General features: G+C 67.8%; 16 protein-coding genes. 9 read left to right on the forward strand and 7 right to left on the reverse strand.

Going from position 1 to position 19,642, the window contains the following annotated elements:
• Positions 1-10 precede the first annotated feature (10 nt).
• Positions 11-391 (forward strand): VOC family protein, encoded by a 381-nt coding sequence (locus ACN6PJ_RS24410; RefSeq protein WP_427998376.1) that lies wholly within the window; start codon positions 11-13, stop codon positions 389-391.
• On the opposite strand, the gene ACN6PJ_RS24415 is transcribed toward ACN6PJ_RS24410, so the two are convergent.
• Complete coding sequence (locus tag ACN6PJ_RS24415) at positions 392-1,015, reverse strand: TetR/AcrR family transcriptional regulator (RefSeq protein WP_427998377.1); 624 nt, start codon at positions 1,013-1,015, stop codon at positions 392-394.
• 140 nt (positions 1,016-1,155) lie between these two features.
• Here ACN6PJ_RS24415 and ACN6PJ_RS24420 point away from each other — a divergent pair, with 140 nt between their 5' ends.
• From ACN6PJ_RS24420 to ACN6PJ_RS24430, 3 genes are read left to right on the forward strand one after another with little or no spacing between them, the layout of a single operon-like run.
• A complete protein-coding gene (locus ACN6PJ_RS24420) occupies positions 1,156-2,343 on the forward strand; it encodes an efflux RND transporter periplasmic adaptor subunit (protein ID WP_427998378.1) in 1,188 nt (395 codons plus the stop codon).
• On the forward strand, positions 2,340-5,507 hold the full coding sequence (locus tag ACN6PJ_RS24425; protein WP_427998379.1) for an efflux RND transporter permease subunit: 3,168 nt from the start codon (positions 2,340-2,342) through the stop codon (positions 5,505-5,507). Before ACN6PJ_RS24420 ends, ACN6PJ_RS24425 begins: the two co-directional genes overlap by 4 nt.
• Before the next feature lie 2 nt (positions 5,508-5,509).
• Positions 5,510-6,976 carry an efflux transporter outer membrane subunit gene (locus tag ACN6PJ_RS24430; RefSeq protein ID WP_427998410.1) on the forward strand — a complete coding sequence of 489 codons (1,467 nt, stop codon included), beginning with the start codon at positions 5,510-5,512 and terminating at the stop codon, positions 6,974-6,976.
• 26 nt (positions 6,977-7,002) lie between these two features.
• Here ACN6PJ_RS24430 and ACN6PJ_RS24435 read toward each other — a convergent pair whose 3' ends face one another.
• On the reverse strand, positions 7,003-7,773 hold the full coding sequence (locus ACN6PJ_RS24435; protein WP_427998380.1) for an IclR family transcriptional regulator: 771 nt from the start codon (positions 7,771-7,773) through the stop codon (positions 7,003-7,005).
• Between the two features lie 257 nt (positions 7,774-8,030).
• On the opposite strand from ACN6PJ_RS24435, the gene ACN6PJ_RS24440 reads away from it, so the two are divergent.
• The 5 genes from ACN6PJ_RS24440 to ACN6PJ_RS24460 all read left to right on the forward strand — a co-directional run bounded on the left by ACN6PJ_RS24440 (position 8,031) and on the right by ACN6PJ_RS24460 (position 13,603).
• Entirely contained in the window at positions 8,031-9,044 is a 1,014-nt protein-coding gene (locus ACN6PJ_RS24440; RefSeq protein WP_427998381.1) for a Bug family tripartite tricarboxylate transporter substrate binding protein, read from the forward strand.
• Entirely contained in the window at positions 9,044-9,949 is a 906-nt protein-coding gene (locus ACN6PJ_RS24445; protein ID WP_427998382.1) for a polysaccharide deacetylase family protein, read from the forward strand. Before ACN6PJ_RS24440 ends, ACN6PJ_RS24445 begins: the two co-directional genes overlap by 1 nt.
• Positions 9,946-10,716, forward strand: coding sequence for a polysaccharide deacetylase family protein (locus tag ACN6PJ_RS24450; RefSeq protein ID WP_427998383.1), 771 nt, complete (start codon positions 9,946-9,948; stop codon positions 10,714-10,716). Before ACN6PJ_RS24445 ends, ACN6PJ_RS24450 begins: the two co-directional genes overlap by 4 nt.
• 146 nt (positions 10,717-10,862) lie before the next feature.
• Positions 10,863-11,999: a C45 family autoproteolytic acyltransferase/hydolase gene (locus tag ACN6PJ_RS24455; protein WP_427998384.1), complete on the forward strand. Its 1,137-nt coding sequence runs from the start codon at positions 10,863-10,865 to the stop codon at positions 11,997-11,999.
• Positions 12,000-12,037: 38 nt separating this feature from the next.
• Positions 12,038-13,603 (forward strand): ABC transporter substrate-binding protein, encoded by a 1,566-nt coding sequence (locus tag ACN6PJ_RS24460; protein ID WP_427998385.1) that lies wholly within the window; start codon positions 12,038-12,040, stop codon positions 13,601-13,603.
• Between the two features lie 168 nt (positions 13,604-13,771).
• Here ACN6PJ_RS24460 and ACN6PJ_RS24465 read toward each other — a convergent pair whose 3' ends face one another.
• The 5 genes from ACN6PJ_RS24465 to ACN6PJ_RS24485 all read right to left on the reverse strand — a co-directional run bounded on the left by ACN6PJ_RS24465 (position 13,772) and on the right by ACN6PJ_RS24485 (position 19,636).
• Positions 13,772-15,331: an ABC transporter substrate-binding protein gene (locus ACN6PJ_RS24465; protein ID WP_427998386.1), complete on the reverse strand. Its 1,560-nt coding sequence runs from the start codon at positions 15,329-15,331 to the stop codon at positions 13,772-13,774.
• Between the two features lie 179 nt (positions 15,332-15,510).
• On the reverse strand, positions 15,511-16,131 hold the full coding sequence (locus ACN6PJ_RS24470; RefSeq protein WP_043543468.1) for a GntR family transcriptional regulator: 621 nt from the start codon (positions 16,129-16,131) through the stop codon (positions 15,511-15,513).
• A 90-nt stretch (positions 16,132-16,221) separates the two neighbouring features.
• A complete protein-coding gene (locus ACN6PJ_RS24475) occupies positions 16,222-17,877 on the reverse strand; it encodes an ABC transporter ATP-binding protein (protein ID WP_427998387.1) in 1,656 nt (551 codons plus the stop codon).
• Complete coding sequence (locus tag ACN6PJ_RS24480; protein ID WP_427998388.1) at positions 17,874-18,695, reverse strand: ABC transporter permease; 822 nt, start codon at positions 18,693-18,695, stop codon at positions 17,874-17,876. Before ACN6PJ_RS24480 ends, ACN6PJ_RS24475 begins: the two co-directional genes overlap by 4 nt.
• Positions 18,692-19,636, reverse strand: coding sequence for an ABC transporter permease (locus ACN6PJ_RS24485; RefSeq protein WP_427998389.1), 945 nt, complete (start codon positions 19,634-19,636; stop codon positions 18,692-18,694). Before ACN6PJ_RS24485 ends, ACN6PJ_RS24480 begins: the two co-directional genes overlap by 4 nt.
• Between the last annotated feature and the right edge of the window lie 6 nt (positions 19,637-19,642).

The following is a 19,642-nucleotide window of genomic DNA, read 5'->3' on the forward strand; positions in this document are numbered from 1 at the left end:
GGAGACGCTCATGATCGATCACCTGGACCATCTGGTCCTGACCTGCACGGACCCCGACGCCACGGTGGATTTCTACACCCGCATCCTGGGCATGCGCCTGGAAACCTTCGGCGAGGGCCGGCAGGCGCTGCGCTTCGGCAATCAGAAGATCAACCTGCATGTGCGCGGCCATGAATTCGAGCCCAAGGCCCATCTGCCGGTGCCGGGCGCGCTGGACCTGTGTTTCATTGCCGATCGCCCCCTGGACGAGGTCATCGCCCAGTTGCGCCAGGCCGGCGCCTCCATCATCGAAGGCCCCGTGCCGCGCACCGGCGCGACCGGCAAGATCCGCTCGGTCTACCTGCGCGACCCGGACCTGAACCTGATCGAGATCTCGGAATTGCTGGCCTGACTATTCCTGGCTGGGTCCGCCAAACACCACGCGGCGGAAGAACCCGGCCAGAACCGCCTCGGTCATTTCCGGGGTGACGGCCTGCGGGTCGAAGGCATAGCTGAACTGCATGCCGTCCGACAGGGCCAGCAGGCCCAGCGCCAGCTGTTCCGCCGGCAAGGGCAGCGGCGTGCCCACCCGCGCCGAGAACTGGCGGATGTATTCCGTGGTGGCCTCGCGCAGCTCGCGCAGACAGGTCGTGAAGCCCACCCGGAAATCCGGGTCGCGCGCGGCCTGGAGCTTGGCCTCCATCCACAGCAGGAAACAGTCGTTCTCGCGGTAGTGCGTGGAGTAGTACTCGAGCACGCGGGCTTCCATCTGCGCCCGCGACTCGCCGTCCTCGAAGATGGCCCGCATATCGGCCATCACGTTCTCGTGGTCGCGCTTGAGCAATTGCAGGAACAGTTCCGACTTGCTGCCGAAATTGGAATAGAACGCGCCGCGCGTGTACCCCGCCTGTTCGGCGATGTCCTCGACGCTGGCGGCCACGAACCCCTTGGCCAGAAAAATCGATTGCGCAGCGTCGAACAGACGCTGCCGCGTCTGGTCACGGCTCTGCTCTCGCGTAAGGCGGACTTTTGACATGGCGGGAGTTTAGCATTCGGCCCGGTTTTGGATTCAGCATTGAATCCAGATACACACCTGTATTAGAATCCATGCCGTATCAAGGCCGGATCCGGCCTTCGAAGCCTGTTTCCTTCCCTCCACGCGCCGCGAGGTGTTCCGTGAATTGCCCTGGCCCTTGCGCGCGCCTTGCCGCCCGCAACCTCGCCGCCGACGCGGCGCCGCCCCCTTCCCAGGCTCGCCGCCGGCCGCGCGCGCTGGCGCTGTCCGCCGCGGCGGCCCTGGCGCTGGCCATCGGCGGCTGCGGCCGCAACGAAGCTCCGGCGCCCGCCCCTCGCCCGGTCGTAGCCATGCCGGCGAAGGCCGATGAACGCCTGCCCGCCTGGACCTTGCCGGGGGAGGTCCAGGCGCGCTACAGCACGCCGCTGTCCTTTCGCGTGAGCGGCAAGATCATCGAACGCAGCGTCAGGCTGGGCGACGCGGTCGAGCCCGGACAGGTCGTGGCCCGGCTGGATCCGGCCGACGCCAGCAAGAATGCGGCAAGCGCCCGCGCGCAGTTGTCGGCCGCCCAGCATCAGCTCGACTATGCGCGCCGGCAACTGGACCGCGACCGCGCCCAGGCACGAGAGAACCTGATCGCCGCGACCCAGCTGGAGCAGACCCGCAATGCCTACGCCGCCGCGCTGGCGCAGCGAGATCAGGCCGCCCAGCAGGCCGCGCTGTCGGCCGACCAACTGCAGTACACGACACTGCTGGCCGACCACGCGGGCGTCATCACGGCGGAACAGGCCGATACCGGCCAGAACGTCAGCGCGGGCGAGCCGGTGTACAGCCTGGCATGGGCCGGAGACATCGACGCCCTCTGCGACGTGCCGGAAAGCGTGCTGGCCGGTCTGGCCATCGGCCAGCGGGCGAGCGTCACCCTCGGCCCCCTGCCCGGCCGGACCTATGCCGCCGTGCTGCGCGAGATCTCGCCCGCCGCGGATCCGCGCAGCCGCACCTATCGCGCCAAGCTCACGCTGGAGGCGCCTGGCCCCGAAGTGCGGCTGGGCATGACCGCCAGCATCAGCTTCGACAATCCCGCGGACGAAGCGCGCGCCACCTACACCGTTCCGGCCACCGCGCTGTTCCATGAAGGGCCGGCGCCCGCGGTCTGGGTCGTGAAGCATGGCGAAGACACACTGGAACTGCGCCGCGTCGAAGTGCTGCGCTACGACGCGCGCACCGTCACCCTCGCGAAGGGGCTGCAAGCCGGCGAGCGCGTGGTGTGGCAGGGCGTGCATACCGTGACGGCCGGCGAAAAGGTGCGCCCCGTGCCGCCGCTGCATCCCGAGGACTACGCCTCATGAGCCGCCCCGACCAGGACGGCCGGGCGACCCGCCACGAGGAAGGCCGCTTCAACCTGTCGGCGTGGGCGCTGCGCCACCAGCCGCTGGTCATTTTCATCATCACGCTGGTGACCCTTTTCGGCGTGCTCTCCTACTCGAAACTGGCGCAGTCGGAGGACCCCCCGTTCACCTTCCGCGTCATGGTCATCCAGACGCTCTGGCCCGGCGCCACCGCCCAGCAGGTGCAGGAGCAGGTCACCGACCGCATCGCCAGGAAGCTGCAGGAAGCCTCCAATACGGATTTCATGCGCAGTTATTCCCGGCCCGGCGAGTCCCTGATCTTCTACACCATGAAGGACTCGGCGCCCGCCAGCACCGTCTCCGAGCAGTGGTACCAGGTCCGCAAGAAGGTCGGCGACATCGCGGCGACCCTGCCCCAGGGCGTGCAAGGCCCCTTTTTCAACGACGAATTCGGCGACGTCTACACGAACATCTACACGCTGCAGGGGGACGGTTTTTCGCCGGCCCAGCTGCGCGACTACGCGGACAAGCTGCGCACCGTGCTCCTGCGCGTGCCCGGGGTGGCCAAGGTGGACTACTTTGGCGAGCAGCCCGAGCACGTCTATGTCGAGATCACCAACACACAGCTGACCCGGCTGGGCGCATCGCCCCAGCAGATCGCCCAGGCCATCAACAGCCAGAACGCCGTGGCGAGCGCCGGCACGCTGACCACCGCCGACGACCGCGTGTTCGTGCGCCCCACCGGCCAGTATGCGAACACCCGCGCGCTGGCGGACACGTTGATCCGGATCGACGGCAAATCGGTACGGCTGGGCGACATCGCCACGATCCGCCGCGGCTACGACGACCCGCCCGTGGAGCAGATGCGTCTGGGCGGCCGCCTGGCGCTGGGCATAGGCATCACGATGCAGCCCGGGCAGGACGTGGTTCATCTGGGCAAATCGCTGACCGCGAGGTTCGGCGAGCTCCAGGCCCAACTGCCTGCCGGGCTCACTCTGAAGGAAGTGTCCAGCATGCCGCGGGCGGTGTCGAACTCGGTCGACGAGTTCCTGCGCTCGGTGGCGGAGGCCGTCGCCATCGTGCTGATCGTGAGCCTGGTCTCGCTGGGGCTGCGCACCGGCATGGTGGTGGTGATCTCCATTCCGGTGGTGCTGGCGGTCACGGCCTTGTTCATGGATGTGTTCGGCATCGGTTTGCACAAGGTGTCGCTCGGCACGCTGGTGCTGGCCCTGGGCCTGCTGGTGGACGACGCGATCATCGCGGTCGAAATGATGGCCGTGAAGCTGGAACAGGGCTGGAGCCGCGCGCGCGCGGCGGCGTTCGCCTACACCAGCACCGCCTTTCCCATGCTGACCGGCACCCTGGTCACCGTGGCGGGCTTCCTGCCGATCGCGCTGGCCAAGTCCAGCACCGGCGAATACACCCGCTCGATCTTCCAGGTGTCGGCCATCGCGCTGATCACGTCCTGGTTCGCCGCCGTGGTGCTGATCCCGCTGCTGGGCTACCGGATGCTGCCCGAGCGCAAGCGCGAGGCCCACTTGCCCGACGACCACGAACACGACATCTACAACACCCGTTTCTACCTGCGCCTGCGCGGCTGGGTCGCGTGGTGCGTGGACCGCCGCTACCTCGTGCTGGGTGGCACGATCGTGGCGTTCGCGATCTCGATGGCCGGTTTCGGACTCGTGCCCCAGCAGTTCTTCCCCAGCTCCGACCGCAGCGAACTGCTGGTGGACGTGCGCCTGCAGGAAGGCGCCTCGTTCGCGGCGACGCTGCGCCAGGTCGAGCGGCTGGAAAAGGCCCTGGAAGGACGTCCCGAGATCGAGCATTCGGTGAGCTTCGTCGGCAGTGGCGCGCCGCGCTTCTATTTGCCGCTGGACCAGCAGCTCGCCACGCCCAACTTCGCCCAATTGGTGATCACCACCCATTCCGTGGAAGAGCGGGAAAAACTGGCCCAGTGGCTGCAGCCCATGCTGCGCAATGAATTTCCGGCCATCCGCAGCCGCCTGTCGCGGCTGGAGAACGGGCCGCCCGTCGGCTTCCAGGTGCAGTTCCGCGTCAGCGGCGACGACATAGCGGAAGTGCGGGCGGTGGCCGAAAAGGTGGCCGCCCAGGTCCGCGCCGACAAGCGTTCGACGAACGTGCAGTTCGATTGGGACGAGCCCTCGGAACGTTCGGTGCGCTTCGAGATCGATCAGCAGAAGGCGCGCGAGCTGGGCATCAGTTCCAGCGACATCTCCGATTTCCTGGCCATGACGCTGTCGGGCTACGCGGTGACGCAATACCGCGAACGCGACAAGCTGATCAACGTCAGCCTGCGCGCGCCGCTGGCCGAGCGGATCGACCCCGCGCGCCTGGCCACCCTGGCCATGCCCACCCCCAACGGCCCCGTGCCGCTGGGCAGCCTGGGCCATGTCCGCTACGACCTGGAATACGGCGTCATCTGGGAACGCGACCGCCAGCCCACGATCACCGTGCAGGCCGACGTGACCGGCGGCGCGCAGGGCATCGACGTCACCCGCGCCATCGACGCCAAGCTCGACGCCCTGCGCGCCGCGCTGCCGGTCGGCTACCGCATCGAAGTGGGCGGCCCCGTGGAGGAAAGCGGCAAGGGCCAGTCGTCCATCAATGCCCAGATGCCGCTGATGGCGGTCGCCGTGCTGACCCTGCTGATGATTCAGCTGCAGAGTTTCGCCCGGGTGATGATGGTGGTGCTGACCGCCCCCCTCGGGCTCATCGGCGTGGTCGCCGCGCTGCTGATGTTCGGCAAGCCATTCGGCTTCGTGGCCATGCTGGGCGTGATCGCCATGTTCGGCATCATCATGCGCAACTCGGTCATCCTGGTGGACCAGATCGAACAGGACATAGGCGCGGGCCACGAGCGCGTGGACGCAATCGTAGGCGCCACCGTGCGGCGCTTCCGCCCCATCACGCTGACCGCCGCGGCGGCCGTGCTGGCCCTGATCCCGCTGTTGCGCAGCAACTTCTTCGGCCCCATGGCCACCGCCCTGATGGGCGGGATCACCAGCGCTACGGTGCTCACGCTGTTCTTCCTTCCCGCGCTCTACGCCGCCTGGTTCCGCGTCCGCCACGACGAGCGCGACGAGCCCGAAGGCGTGCCGCCGGGCGCGAACGCCGGCGACACGGTGGAGCGGGGAGCATGACGATGGCCCGATTCCCGATCCGCTCCGTCCGGCTCGCCGCCCTGCCCCTGGTGCTGGCCCTGGGCGCCTGCGCCTTCGCTCCCAGCAGCAAGCCGCCCGCCATGGCCCAGCCCGCGCGATACGGCGTGGAGCCGGCGCCCGCCACCGGCGCCGCCGCCCAGGGCGTGGCGCAGCGCTTCGAACAAGGCGCCCGGCCGGTTCCGGAATGGTGGAAGCGCTATGGTTCCGACGCGCTGAACGCCTTGGTCGAAGAGGGCCTGGCCAACAGTCCCGACCTGGCCGCGGCGGAGCGCAATCTTGCCGGCGCGCGCGAACAATTGCGCGGCCAGGTGAATTCGTCGCTGCTGCCTGCTGTCGACGCGGGCGCGGACGCCTCGCGCAGGCGCGCGCTCACGATGCCGAACCTGCCGGAACCCACCGCCCGCTACAACGTCTTCACCGGCCAGGTCCAGGCCCGGTACGATCTGGACCTGTTCGGCGCGGCGCGCTTCGCGAACCTGTCGCTGGCCGCCCAGGTGGCGCAGCAGGCCTTCCAGCTCGAATCCGCCAGGCGCTCGCTGGCCGGCAATATCGTCACCGGCGCCATCGCCTCCGCCGCGCTGGCGGAGCGCGTGGCGCTGACCGAAAAACAGGTGGTGCTGGCTCGCCAGGTCGCGCGCGACACGCAGCGGCGCTACGAGCTGGGCGCCGCGTCGCAGAACGATGCGCTCGATGCCGACCAGGATGCCGCCACGCTGGAGGCCTCGCTGCCCGGATTACGCGCCCGCTGGCATGCCACGCGGCACGCGCTGGCCGTGCTGCTCGGCCGCAGCCCCGACCAGGCTCCGCCCGACCTGGCGTTCGGCATGCTCGCCGTGCCCGGGCAGGTGCCCGTGGTGGTGCCGTCGGAACTGCTGGCTTCGCGCCCCGATATCCTGTTGGCCGACGCCGTGGTGCAGGCCGCGGCCGCCGACGTGGGCACGGCCACGGCGCAGCTGTTCCCCAGCCTGTCGCTGTCGGCCTCCATGGGGCAGGCGGGCTTCAACTGGGCCACGGCCATGTCGGGCGCCGGCGCCATCTGGGCCGTCGGCGCGTCGCTGACGCAGCCCATCTTCCATGGCGGCGCGCTGATGGCCGAACGCAGCGCGGCCAAGGAACGCTATGAAGCCTCGCTGCTGCAGTACAAGCAAACCGTGCTGACGGCGTTCCGCGACGTGGCCGACACGCTGTCGCGCCTGGATGCGGGCGGACAGGCCCTGGCCTCGGCCGAAGCGTCGCGCAAGGCCGCGGAACAATCCTACCGCAACACGGCCAGCCGGGTCCGCCTGGGCGCGCTTCCGCCCTATACGGAGTACGCGGCCGAGCAGCACTACGTCGCCGCCCGCCTGCGCGAGATCGACTACGCCGATGCCCGCCTGACCGAAACGGCGGCGCTGTTCCAGGCCATGGGGTCTCCGGTGCGCGCGCCGCAGGAAGCGGCGCCGCAGTAGCCGGCCGGGCCGTTCCCGCCCCGCGCTCACGCCGCGGGGGCCTGCTCCTTCATGCGCGTCGCCAGTGCCAGCGACTCGATGCGGCGGGCGGCCGACTGCAGCAGCGCGGCAGTCTTGTCCTGCGCAATCGTGTTCAGACGCGTCGCCAGGAAAGTGACCGTCAGCGCGCCGAAAATGCGGCGGTCTTCCTGGAACACGGGCACCGCGATGCCCGCGCGCTCCGGCGAAATCTCGCCCACGCCCAGATAAAAGCCCTGCACCCGGATCTGGTCCAGCGCGCCGGTGAATTCCGCCAGCGTCCCGCCCAAGCCCAGATCGCGGATTTCGTCCGGATGCGCCTCGTAGAGGCGGCGCTGGTCCTTGCGCGACAGGAATGCCACGATGGTCTTGGCGGTGGCGCCGCGGAACAGCGGGTGCGCGCGGCCGCGTCCATGCGGAATGCCCAGTTCGTCCGGGCCGCGTTCATGATGGATGTTCAGGATGCGCAGGCCATGGATCACGCTGAGCAGCACGTCGCCGCCCACCTGATCCACCACCTCGCGCATGATGGGCCGCGCCACGGCCAGCACCGGGTCGCCGTCGATGATGAGGTGGTCCAGCTCGATGATGCGCGGCCCCAGCTTGTAGCCGCCTCCCGTCATGCGCAGCAGATAGCCCAGGTCCGACAGATCGCGGATGTACCGGTAGCCCGTGGGCGCGGAATACGCCAGGCGGGAAATGATCTCTTCCGCCGTCAGCACCGGGGTTTCGAGGCTGAAGAGGTCAAGAATCGCTAGGGCTCGCTTCAGGGTGGACATGGGGTCGGGGCCAGGAACAACGCGGAATCGGGCGCAGCGTATCACAGGCGCTACGGGTGGCCATTGCGTCATCGACCCAGCCTATCGATACGTGCTTGGGTTAAAGATCAAAGCTATGAATATTCCCATTTTTATCATTTATAGATAAATTAAACTTGGAATAGTTAAATTTTTATCGAATAATGATATTTGTCACTTAGCACCCGTATGCCAATCCATGGGACGAAGGCTTGCGGACCACGACAAGGGGAATATCCATGAAGCAATTTCGCGGCACCGAAGGCGGAATCAGCCGCCGCCATTTCCTGGGGGCTTCCGCCGCCGCCCTGGCGGGCGCGGCGCTGGGCCGGCCGGGCCGAGCCTGGGCGGCCGGCTATCCGTCCGAGCGCCCCGTCCAGTTCATCGTGCCCTTCCCGGCCGGCGGCGGCACCGACCTGGTGGCGCGTCCGCTGGCCCAGGGCATCGGCGAAGCCCTCAAGCAAAGCGTCGTCGTCATCAACAAAGGCGGCGCGGCGGGCATCATCGGCACTCAGCAGGCGGCGCGCGCCGTGCCCGACGGCTACACCATCGCGCTCGGCTCCACCGGCACGCATACCGTGAACCAGAGCCTGTACGAGAACATCGCCTACGACCCCATCAAGGATTTCGCGCCGGTGTCGATGGTCTGCTACTACAACAACGTGCTGGTCGTGCATCCGTCGTTCCCGGCGCGCAATTTGCAGGAGCTCGTGGCCATCATCAAGGCCAATCCGGGCAAGTACTTCTACGGCATCACGCAGAACGGCAGTTCGGCGCACCTGGCCATGGAGCTGCTCAAGGCCACGGCGGGGCTGGACCTGCCCGGCGTTCCGTACAAGGGCGCGGCGGCGGCGGTCAACGACTTCCTGGGCGGACAGTTCCCGATCCTGATGGACGTGGTGATCAACCAGCAGCAATTCATCCAGGGCGGTAAATCGCGCCCGCTGGCCGTGACTTCGGCGCAGCGCGCCCAAGCGCTGCCCGAGGTGCCGACCGTGGCTGAATCCGGCTTTCCCGGCTATCAGGCCATCGGCTGGAACGGCGTGTTCGCGCCCGCCGGCACGCCCGCCGACATCGTCGGGACGCTCAACGACGCCGTGCAAAGCGCGCTCAAGCAGCCAGCCCTGGCGCAGCTGACGCGAAACGGGCTGGAACTGCATGGCGGGACGCCCGCGGAACTGGGCCGCTTCGTGGCCTCGGAAAGCGACAAATGGCGCGCCCTGATCAAGAACGCCAACATCAAGGCCAGCTGATGCAACGGATTCCCTATGGCGTTGCACCCGACGCCTGCCCCAACCCCTGGCTGGCGCTGGACGGCGAATTGCGCGCACAGGGGCTGCGCGCCGCGGACGCAGCGCCCGTGCGCGCGGTGCTCTGCGTCACCGTCCACGTCGACGGCCCGGCCGTCGAGGTCGGCCGCAAGCAGTTTCCCGCCGGCCCGCACACCGCGGGCCGCTACGCCATCCGGCGAGGCGTGCCCCGCCACCTGGAGATACTGGCCCGCCACGGCATGCCCGCCACGTTTTTCGCCTGCGGCTATGACGTGGAGCACTACCCTGCCGTCTTCCACGACATCCTGGCGGCGGGGCACGAAATCGCCGCGCACGGCTATCTGCACGAAGCCTGGGATCTGGGCGAGGACGAACCCGCGCTGCTGGAGAAGACCCACCGCATCATCCAGCAGGAACTGGGCGTGACGCCTGTGGGCTGGTGTTCGCCGTCGGGCCGCAAGAGCCACCGCACCCTGCCCGTGCTGCGGCGCCTGGGCTACCGCTACGACGCCAGCGAAAAAGACCGGGACCGGCCCTACCTGCCCCCGGACGCGGAGCGCGGGGACGACACGGCGGCGGACTTCATCATGCTGCCCAACAATACCGTCTCGCTGGACGACTACCCCTTTTATTTCACGGGCCACAGCCTGGCAGCGGAAGCCTGCGACAACTGGGTGCAGGAGTTCGAGGCCTTGCGCCGGGCCGAAGGCTATGTGCACCTGACCGTGCATCCCAAGGCGGCCGGAGGCTCCGGCACGCCCGCGCGGGCCGCCGCCCTGGACCGTTTCCTTGCCTACGTGGACGCGCAGCCCGACGTGCACGTCATGACGCTGGAAACGCTGGCCCGCCACTGCCTGGCCCATCCCGATGCCTGGAGAAGCGCATGAGCGCCGGCAAGACCGTACTTGTCACCCTGAACGTGCACGGCATTGGCCCCGAGGCCGCGGCCCAGCCCGAATCCTCGCTGCACGGCCGCGACGCGCACGGCCGCTACGCTTATGGCGGAGGGCTGGCCCGTGTGCTGGACATGCTGCGCCGGCAAGGCGTCCGCGCCACCCTGTTCTGGCCCGCCTTCGAGGCCGAGCGGTGCCTCGGCCTGCTGGAGCAAAGCCTGCGCGACGGACACGAAATTGCCTCCCACGGCAACGCCTTCGAAGACCTGGCTGCGCTGGGGGACCGGGAAGGCGAAGTGCTGGAGCGGGCCCGCGACCGCCTGGCCAAACTGACCGGCTCGCTACCGCAAGGTTTCCGCTACACGAGCAGCGGATTCACGCCCCGCACCGTACCGCTGCTGCATCGGCTTGGCTACCGCTACGACAGCAGCGCCATCGACGACGACGCCCCCTATGCCCTGGACGCCGACGGCGGGCCGGGCATGCTGGAACTGCCCTGGAGCGAAGGCCTGTGCGACGCCACGCATTTCAGCCGACGCGTTACCCAGGACCGCGCCTATGCGCACTGGGTGGAACAAGGCGACGCGCTGCTGGAGGCGGACGGCTACGCCTGCCTGACGCTGCACCCGCGCGCGGACATCGGCGTCGGCCGGGCGGCCCGCCTGCAAAAGGTCGAGCAATTGCTGGACCGCTTCCGGACCGCCGGCGCCTCGTTCATGACCTGCGCGGACCTGACCGCCCGCCACGCGCGGGCCCGCTGACGCCGGTGGCGGCAGACGCCGGCGCATACCCGCGCCGGCGTCTGCCCTGGTAAACCCTGAGCAATATTGGCGCCAAAATAAGCTAACATTTTTCGGCACTCATTTCTCATCCCTGCTTTCGCGGCGAAATTCGCCGCCACCCGTCCATGACCCAGATCACCCAATTTCCCTTCGTATCGGTTTCGGGTTCGCCCGAGGCCCGCGGCCGCTCCTATGGCCAGCAAGCCGCCGACCGCGTGCGCAAGAGCGCCGCGATGTATGGCCAGACGCTGGTCGATCTGGGTTATGACGCCATGGCGCGCACCCAGCTCATCACCAGCTTCGCCCGCGAAATCGAGAATTTCGCCCCCCATTACCTGGAGGAAATGCGCGGCATCGCCGCCGGCGCCGACGTGCCTTTCGAGGACATCGTGATGGTCAACGCGCGCACCGAGGTGATCGCCAAGGCCCGCGCCGAGAAGAAGAAAGCCGCCGAACTGGAGCCGGGCGACGGCTGCACCGGCGCGATGATCCTGCCCACGCGCTCGGCCAACGGGCGCCTCATCCACGGCCAGAACTGGGACTGGCGCGCCGAGTGCGCCGAGACCGCCATCGTGCTGCGCGTGCGCAACGACAACGGCCCCGACATCCTGACCTTCGTCGAAGCGGGCGGCCTGGCGCGCAGCGGCCTGAACAGCGCCGGCGTCTCCATCACCGCCAATTACCTGGAATCCGACCGCGACTTCCGCCAGCTGGGCGTGCCGCTGTCGCTGATCCGCCGCAAGGTGCTGGAGCAGGAGCATTTCGCGCTCGCCATCAAGGCGGTGGCGACGACACCCAAGTCCTGCTCGAACAACATCATGATCGGCATGGCGGCGGGGTTCGGCGTGGACTATGAATGCACTATCGACGAGGCCTTCCCCATCTACCCCGGCAACGACGACCTGATCGTCCACGCCAACCACTGGGTCAGCGAAGTGGCCTTGAGCAAGCTGCGCGACACGGGCCGCGCCAGCACGCCTGAAAGCGCCTACCGCGACTGGCGCGTGCGCCGTCTGCTGAACGAGCGCCAGCAACTGACGCGGGAAGACCTCAAGCGCGCCCTGTTCGACGATTTCGGCACGCCCTATTCGGTGTGCCGCCCGCCGCGCCCGGGCAGCCACGACAACCTGTCGGCCACGGTCGCCATGGTCATCATGGAACCCGCCGCCGGCCTGATGGAAGTCGCTCCGCTGCCCGCCCTGAACCGCAGCTTCACCCGGTACAGCCTGAACGCCGAACCCGAATTGCTGGCCGCCGCCTGAGCGCGCGGACGCCGGCGCAACCCGAGGAAGACATAGACATGAAAATCCATCTATTGAGCGCCGCGGTTGCGCTGGCCCTGGGCGGCTTGTCCGCCCCGGCGTGGGCGCAGGGTGCCGCGCCCCTGCGCATTTCGCTGACGGCCGACATCCGCTCGACCGAACCCGGCGTGAACCGCGACAGCAATAGCGACGCGGTCGTGCTGCACATCGTCGAAGGCCTGGTCGCCTATGGCGAAGACGCCGAGGTCCGCCCCCTGCTGGCCAAGTCGATCGACATCAGCCCCGACGGCAAGACCTATACCTTCAAGCTGCGCGACGACGTTAAATTCCACAACGGCGCGCCGCTGACGTCGGCGGACGTGCTGTGGAGCTGGCAGCATTACACGGCGGCCAAGTCGGGCTGGCGCTGCGCCAGCGAATTCGATGGCCGCGGCACCGTGAAGGTCACCGGCGTGGAAGCGCCGGACGCCCACACGGTCGTGTACCGGCTGGAGAAGCCCAGCGCGCTGTTCCTGGCGTCGCTGGCGCGCACGGATTGCGGCGGCACGGGCATCCTGCACAAGGATTCGGTCAAGGCCGACGGCACCTGGGACAAACCCATCGGCACCGGCCCCTTCGCGCTGGCCGAATGGAAGCGCGGCGAATACGTGCGCCTGACGAAGTTCACCGACTACGCCAACCTCGGCGGCAAGCGGGACGGCTACACCGGATCCAAGCGCCCGCTGGTGGACGAGGTGCGGTTCGTCATCGTGCCCGACGATTCCACGGCCAAGGCGGCGCTGGAGCGCGGCGACATCGACATCATCGAAGACCTGTCCAACAGCGACGTGCCGGTCCTGCAGAAGACGCCGAACATCAAGGTGGCGTACGCGCCCGTGATGAGCATGACGGCGCTGCTGTTGCAGACCAAGGACCCGCTGCTCTCCAATCCCAAGATGCGCCAGGCCCTGGCTCACGCCATCGACTACGCCCAGCTCGCCGGCGCCGTGACCGAGGGGCTGGCCCAGCCCAACAATTCCATCGTGCCCCTGGTGTCTCCCTATCACGATGCCGCGCAGAAGCAGGGCTGGAACTATGACGTGGCGCTGTCGCAGAAGCTGCTGCAGGAGGCGGGCTACAAGGGCCAGGAACTGGTGCTGATGACGACCAAGCGCTACCCGCAGTCGTACAACTCGGCGGTGATCCTGCAAGCCATGCTGCAGGCCGCGGGCATCAACGCGCGCTTGTCGGTGGTGGAGTGGGCGACGCAGCTGGACCGCTACAACGCCGGCACCTACCAGATGATGGCCTTCCCCTATTCCGCCCGCCTGGACGCGGCGCTGAACTACGAGATGGTGACGGGCGACAAGGCAAAACAGCCCCGCAAGGTCTGGGACAGCCCGGAAGCGCTGAAGCTGATCGATACGGCATCGGTGGATACCGACCATGCGAAGCGGCAGGCCGCGTTCGACCAGTTGCATAAGCTGTTCCTGGCGGAGGTGCCCAGCATTCCGCTTTACAACGGGCTGGACATCGGGGCGTACCGGGCGAATGTGCAGGGATACCAGCCCTGGGCGGTGAAGAAGCCGCGCGCCTGGGAAGTGGAGAGAATCTCCTCGAAATAGCGCCGGCCGGTTTTTGCGGCAGCGCCCGGCCGGCCCCGGCGCCTGGCGGGCGCCCGTCAGATCGGTTTACCCGACGCCACGGCGGATCCCGCCGTGGCGTTTTTTGCTGGCGGGCCTCCGTTGCCAGGCAAGGCCGCGACCTGCTCATGTGCCTGGCGTCCCCGCCCCCTACTTCCCGGCGGCCACCTTGGTTTCCCAGACGCGCGGCTTGCCCTCCCAGACCGAAAAGCCCTGGACCCGCTTGTTATTCGCCCAGGCGTCCGCGCCGTTGTAGAGCACCAGCAGCGGCGTCTGTTCCAGCATCAGCGCGTGCAGCTGGTCGAACAGGGCCTGGCGCTTGGCCGGGTCCGATTCCAGGAAGCTCTCGTCGATCAGCTTCTGCGCGGCGGGGTCGTCCCAGACCTTGCGGGGCTGCTTGGCCTTGTCCCCGGCGAACTGCTCGAAGCTCAGCGCGGGATCGAGGCGCGACGAATAGGTGAACGAGCTGATCTGGTATTTACCGGTGTTGTAGCGGTCCAGCTGCGTGGCCCATTCCAGCACTTCGATCTTGGCGTTGATGCCCACCGCCTGCATCATGGCCTGCGCGATCACCGCCACCTGGTAGCTGGGCACGTGGGCGCGCTTGTTGGCGTAGATGACGATGGGCTCGCCCTTGTAGCCGGCTTCCTTCAGCAGCTGCTGCGCGCGCGCCGGATCGTACTTGTAGGTGCGCTTTTCGGCGTCCTGATAGTAGGCGGAGCCGGCATAAACGGCGGAGTTGTTCAGCTGGCCCAGGCCTTCCGAGGCAGCCGCCACCACTTGCGGGATGTCCAGCGAGGCGGCGATGGCCTGGCGCAGCTTCACGTTCTTCAGCACCGGGTCCTGGGTCTGGAACAGCAGCGCGTGCTTGGTGGCGTCGTGCGGACCGAACACGTTCAGGTTCGGCGCGCTCTTCAGTTCGGTAAAGTCGGTGCTGGTGATCTGCCCGGCGTCGATGGCGCCCGACATCAAGCCCGCCTTCGAGGTGGACGGGTCCGGCACGACCAGGAATTTCACCTCGTCCACCAGCGGGCGCTTGGAACCCACGTAGCCGTCCGGCTTATCGCCGGCGGGAGAGACGTAGTCCTTGAAGGCGGACAACAGGGTGTACTCGCCGCGCTTCCATTCCTTGAGCATGAACGGGCCGGTGCCGACCGGCTTGATCCAGGAGCCATCGGCGGCGACGGAATCCTTGGACAGGATGGCCGTCATGCCGCAGTCGGTGCGGGCAAGCGAATCCAGGAAGACCGCCGACTTGCGGTCCAGCTTCATCACCACGGTCTGGGCGTCGGGCGCCGACACGTCCGTCACCTTCAGGCCATTGCGGCCGTCGAAATCGCTGCGGCAGCGCCAGTCCGTTTTCGGATCCATGTAGCGCTGCCAGTTCCACAGCACGTCCGCCGAGCTCAGCGCGGCGCCGTTATGGAACTTGACGCCGTCGCGCAGCTTGAAGGTGTAGGTTAGGCCGTCTTCCGACAGATCCACCGACTTGGCCAGCAAGGGACCCACCGTGCCGTTCTCGCGGTAGCCGACGAGACCTTCGACAATGTTGAGCACCACGCCATCCGTCGTGTTGTCACGGTTGACGCCGGGATTGGTCGAGCGGATGTCGGCCGGTTGGGCGACGGTCAACAATTCCGCGTGGGCCGGACCGGCTGCGGCCAGGGCCAGGCTGAGCGCGAGCGCTCTGGGGACGAAAACGTGGTGCATGCAAAAACTCCCGGGGCGTGCGGCGCAAGATTCACGCACATATTGGCGCCAAAATAAGTAGACAATTATGGACGCTCCGCCGGCCGCCGCCATACGGGGTATCCCTGAAACGGAGCGCGAAATGCGCCGCGGCGGCCTCCTTTCCAGGATGGCCGCCGCGGACGATGGGGAGAAGAGGTTCAGGAGATGTCTTGGCCGACGTGCGCCGCGATGATTTTCTGCAGCCGTTTCACGTCGCGCGCTTCCAGCGCCTCGACCATGTCGAAGTGCTCGCGCGCGGAGGTCTCTATGCGCGAGCGCGTCACCCATTCCTTGGCCGGCGCCGCCGGCCCGCGGGCGCGGGTTTCCTGGATCAGCGCGGCCAGCTCGCGGTTGCGGCACATGTCGTACATGCCGGCGTGAAACGCCAGGTTGACTTCGTACTGCTCCAGCAGCGTGCCGTCCTGGAGCAGCTCGGCGAAACGCTCGGCCAGGGCGCGCAACGCCCTCACCTTGGCGGCGGTGACGTTGGGCATCAGGTCTGCAGCCGCGCCCGTTTCGAGCAGGATGCGGATGTCCCGGATCTGCAGGTGCTGGTCCGGGTCCATGGCATACACGTGGTAGCCCCGGTTCGGAATGTGCGCAATCAGCCGCTTCGCGGCCAATTGGTCTAGCGCCCGCCGGACGTCCAGGCGCTTGGCCTCGTAACGTTCCTGCAGGTCGATCTGTTTCAGCCAGGCGCCGGGACCATATACGCCCGCCTGAATATCATGGGCAATACGATCAACCAGGCCGGGCCGTGTCGCCGCCGCTTTCGGCATGAACCCCTCCCGTCAATCAAATCCTAAGCGCGTATTTTAGGGGCAAGTCAGCGCCGCGCCAGCAAGCCCGCGCGGCGCCATCCCCAGGGCCTACGCCGTCGCCCGCAAGGGTTCCTGCCCCTCCAGCCGCCAGCGCAGGCGGACCCCGCCGGTCTCGGTCGATTCCAGCGCCGGAATGGCCGAAAGCAGGCTGCGGGTATAGTCCTCGCGCGGATGGTCGAATACCTCGTCCCGGCTGCCCTGCTCCACGATGCCGCCGTCGCGCATCACCACCACGCGGTCGGCCACCTGCTCCACCACGCCGAGGTCGTGGCTGATGAACAGGCAGGAGAATCCGTGGCGCTCCTGCAGATCGGCGAACAGGTCCAGCACCTGCGCGCGCACCGTCACGTCCAGCGCGGAAACCGGCTCGTCCGCGATCACGAAAGCGGGCCGCCGCACCACCGCGCGGGCGATCGCCACCCGCTGGCGCTGGCCTCCGGACAGTTCGTGCGGGAAACGCTTGGCGTATTCCGAGCCCAGGCCCACTTCCGCCAGCACTTCGTCCACGCGGCGGCGCTTGTCGGCCGCGGGCATGTCGTTCAGCATGCGCAGGCCCTCGCCCACCAATTGCCCGATGGTCATGCGCGGATCCAGCGATGAATAGGGATCCTGGAACACCATCTGGCAGTTCAGGCGGTAGTCGCGCCAGGCCGGCGTGCGGCGCCCCGCCTGCTGGTTCCGGAACAGGATCTGGCCCGATGTGGGCGTCAGGAGTCCCGCGATGGCCCGCCCCAGCGTGGTCTTGCCCGACCCGGAACCGCCGACCACCGCCACCACTTCCCGCGGCTTGACGTGCAGGTCGATGCCGTTCAGCGCGCGCTTGGCCCCCGTGCGGGAAAACAGCCGCTGATGGCCCGCGTAGTCCACGATCAGGTTCTTGACCTCGACGATCGGCGCTTCCTTCGTCTGCGGTCGCGCCGGCAGGCGGCGCGGCATGGCGTCCAGCAGCTTGCGCGTGTAGGGATGCTGCGGCCGTTCCAGGATGCCGGCCGTGGTGCCGGTTTCCAGCACCTTGCCATGCTGCATGACCACCATGCGCTCGGTGTAGCGCGCCACCATGGGCAGGTCGTGGCTGATCATCAGCACGGCGGTATGGTGTTCGCGGGTCAGGTCCACCATCAGTTCCAGCACGTCGCGCTGCACCACCGCATCCAGCGCCGTGGTGGGTTCGTCCGCGATCAGGAGGGCCGGCTCCAGCAGCATCACGGAGGCCAGCATCATGCGCTGCCGCATGCCGCCCGAGAACTCGTGCGGCCAGGCCTCCATCGCCCCCTTCGGGTCGCGGATGCCCACGCGCCGCAGCATTTCCAGGATGCGTTCGCGGCGCGCTTCCGCCGGCAGGTCCCTGCGGTGCAGCTTCAGGCCTTCGTCCAGCTGGCGCCCGATGGACATGGAGGGATTGAGCGAGGTCATGGGTTCCTGGAACACCATGCCTATGCGCGCCCCGCGCAGCTTGCGCAGCGCCGCCGCGCTCGCCTTCGTGACGTCCACGCCTTCGAACAGGATGGAACCGCCCGCCACCACCAGCGGCGGAGGCGTCAGCCCCATGATGGCGCGCGCAGCCTGGGTCTTGCCGCTGCCGGACTCCCCGACGATGCCGACCATCTCGCCCGGCGCCACGTCGAACGACACGCCGCCGACGATCTCGCGTCCGCCCGGCCCCACCGTCAGGGACAGATTCGATACGGATACCAGTGCGCTCATTGCACGCCCCTCATGCGGGGATCGAGGCGGTCTCGCACCGCGTCGCCCAGCAGGTTGATCCCCAGCAGCGCGAGCGCGATGGCCAGGCCGGGAAGAATGGAAAGATAGGATGCCTGCGCCATGAACGGCCGCGCCGCCGCGAGCATGTTGCCCCAGGTGGGCGCGGGCGGCGGAACGCCCAGGCCCAGGAAGGACAGCGCGCTTTCCGCCAGGATCACCCAGCCGAACATCGACGTGGCCAGCACGGTCAGCGGCGCCACGCAGTTGGGCAGCACGTGGCGGAACATGGTGTAGAGCTCGGAGTTGCCCAGCACCCGGGAAGACTCGATGAATTCCTTCTCGCGCAGGGACAGCACCGTGCCGCGCACGATGCGCGTCACCGAGGGCGTATAGGCCAGGCCCAGCGCCAGGATGATGCCGTACTTGTTCGCGCCCACCACGGCCAGCAGGCCCAGCGCCAGCAACAGACCGGGAAAGGCCAGCAGCGCATTGTTGAACGCCATGATGACGCGGTCGGTCCAGCCCCGCACAAAGCCGGTCAGGGTGCCGATGGCCGTGCCCGCCACGATGGCGAAGGTCACGGTCAGGAGGCTGATCCAGACGCTGCTGGACGCTCCCGCCAGGAGGCGGGACAGTTCGTCGCGGCCGAACTCGTCCGTGCCCAGCAGGAAATCCCCGCCGGGCGGGCGCAGGCGCGCCGCGAAATTGATCTTGAGCGGGTCGTGGGGCGTCCAGAAGGCGCCCATGATCGCCGCGACGATCATCAGCGCCACGATCGCGCCGCCCAGTAGCGCATTGGCCGGGATTCGCTTTTTCATTCGGCGGTCACTCTCGGGTCGAAGATGGGATAGCAGAGGTCGATGAGCAGGTTCACGATCACGTAGACCACGCCCACGAACAGCAGACAGCCCTGGATCACGGGATAGTCGCGGGCGAAGATCGAATCCACCAGCAGACGGCCCAGGCCGGGAATCGTGAACACGGTTTCCACCACCGCGATGCCGCCCAGCAGGTTGCCCAGCACCAGGCCGATCAAGGTCCATGTCGGGCCGAAGGCATTGCGGAAGGCGTGGCGCATCAGCACGGCCGATTCGGACAGGCCCTTGGCGCGCGCGTGAGTGATGTAGTCCAGCCTCAGGACTTCCAGCGTGCTGGCACGCGCCATCCGCATCAGGACGCCGATCTCGTGCAGGAACAGCGTGGCGATCGGCATGACCAGGTACAGCAGGCCCGCCTTCCAGTCGTCGCCGATCGACACGTAGCCCACCACCGGCAGCCACTGCAGTTTCAGGCCGAAGAAGATCAGGAGCAGCAGGCCCAGCCAGAAAGTCGGGATGGACACCAGCAGCGTGGCCGTCCCGACCAGGAACAGGTCCGGAGCCTTGTTCTGCTTCCAGGCCGCGATCATGCCCGCCGGCACCGCCACCAGCGCGGCGAACAGCACCGCCACCAGCACCACGCGGCCGCTGATCAGGAAGCGGTCCCACACCAGCGGCAGCACCGGCTGGCCGGTATTGATGGAGGCGCCCAGGTCGCCGTGCAGCATGTTGCCGAACCAGATTCCGAACTGGGTCGCCCAGGTCTGGTCCAGGCCCAGCCTGGCCCGCAGGTCCGCCAGCGCGGCCGGCGTGGCCAGGTCGCCCAGCAGCAGTTGGGCCGGGTCGCCGGGGATGAGCCGGATCATCACGAACACGGCCACCGCCACGATCAGCAGCGTGGGCACGGCCATGACGATACGGGATAGCGCGAAACGCAGCATGACCCT

Origin of the sequence: Achromobacter sp., assembly GCF_050285585.1 — a bacterium.
Lineage (GTDB): Bacteria > Pseudomonadota > Gammaproteobacteria > Burkholderiales > Burkholderiaceae_B > Achromobacter.

Coding starts and splice junctions, on each gene's coding strand:
- ACN6PJ_RS24410 (WP_427998376.1), top strand. CDS start 11: ATGATCGATCACCTGGACCATCTGGTCCTGACCTGCACGGACCCCGAC.
- ACN6PJ_RS24415 (WP_427998377.1), bottom strand. CDS start 1,015: ATGTCAAAAGTCCGCCTTACGCGAGAGCAGAGCCGTGACCAGACGCGG.
- ACN6PJ_RS24425 (WP_427998379.1), top strand. CDS start 2,340: ATGAGCCGCCCCGACCAGGACGGCCGGGCGACCCGCCACGAGGAAGGC.
- ACN6PJ_RS24430 (WP_427998410.1), top strand. CDS start 5,510: ATGGCCCGATTCCCGATCCGCTCCGTCCGGCTCGCCGCCCTGCCCCTG.
- ACN6PJ_RS24435 (WP_427998380.1), bottom strand. CDS start 7,773: ATGTCCACCCTGAAGCGAGCCCTAGCGATTCTTGACCTCTTCAGCCTC.
- ACN6PJ_RS24440 (WP_427998381.1), top strand. CDS start 8,031: ATGAAGCAATTTCGCGGCACCGAAGGCGGAATCAGCCGCCGCCATTTC.
- ACN6PJ_RS24445 (WP_427998382.1), top strand. CDS start 9,044: ATGCAACGGATTCCCTATGGCGTTGCACCCGACGCCTGCCCCAACCCC.
- ACN6PJ_RS24450 (WP_427998383.1), top strand. CDS start 9,946: ATGAGCGCCGGCAAGACCGTACTTGTCACCCTGAACGTGCACGGCATT.
- ACN6PJ_RS24455 (WP_427998384.1), top strand. CDS start 10,863: ATGACCCAGATCACCCAATTTCCCTTCGTATCGGTTTCGGGTTCGCCC.
- ACN6PJ_RS24460 (WP_427998385.1), top strand. CDS start 12,038: ATGAAAATCCATCTATTGAGCGCCGCGGTTGCGCTGGCCCTGGGCGGC.
- ACN6PJ_RS24465 (WP_427998386.1), bottom strand. CDS start 15,331: ATGCACCACGTTTTCGTCCCCAGAGCGCTCGCGCTCAGCCTGGCCCTG.
- ACN6PJ_RS24470 (WP_043543468.1), bottom strand. CDS start 16,131: ATGCCGAAAGCGGCGGCGACACGGCCCGGCCTGGTTGATCGTATTGCC.
- ACN6PJ_RS24475 (WP_427998387.1), bottom strand. CDS start 17,877: ATGAGCGCACTGGTATCCGTATCGAATCTGTCCCTGACGGTGGGGCCG.
- ACN6PJ_RS24480 (WP_427998388.1), bottom strand. CDS start 18,695: ATGAAAAAGCGAATCCCGGCCAATGCGCTACTGGGCGGCGCGATCGTG.
- ACN6PJ_RS24485 (WP_427998389.1), bottom strand. CDS start 19,636: ATGCTGCGTTTCGCGCTATCCCGTATCGTCATGGCCGTGCCCACGCTG.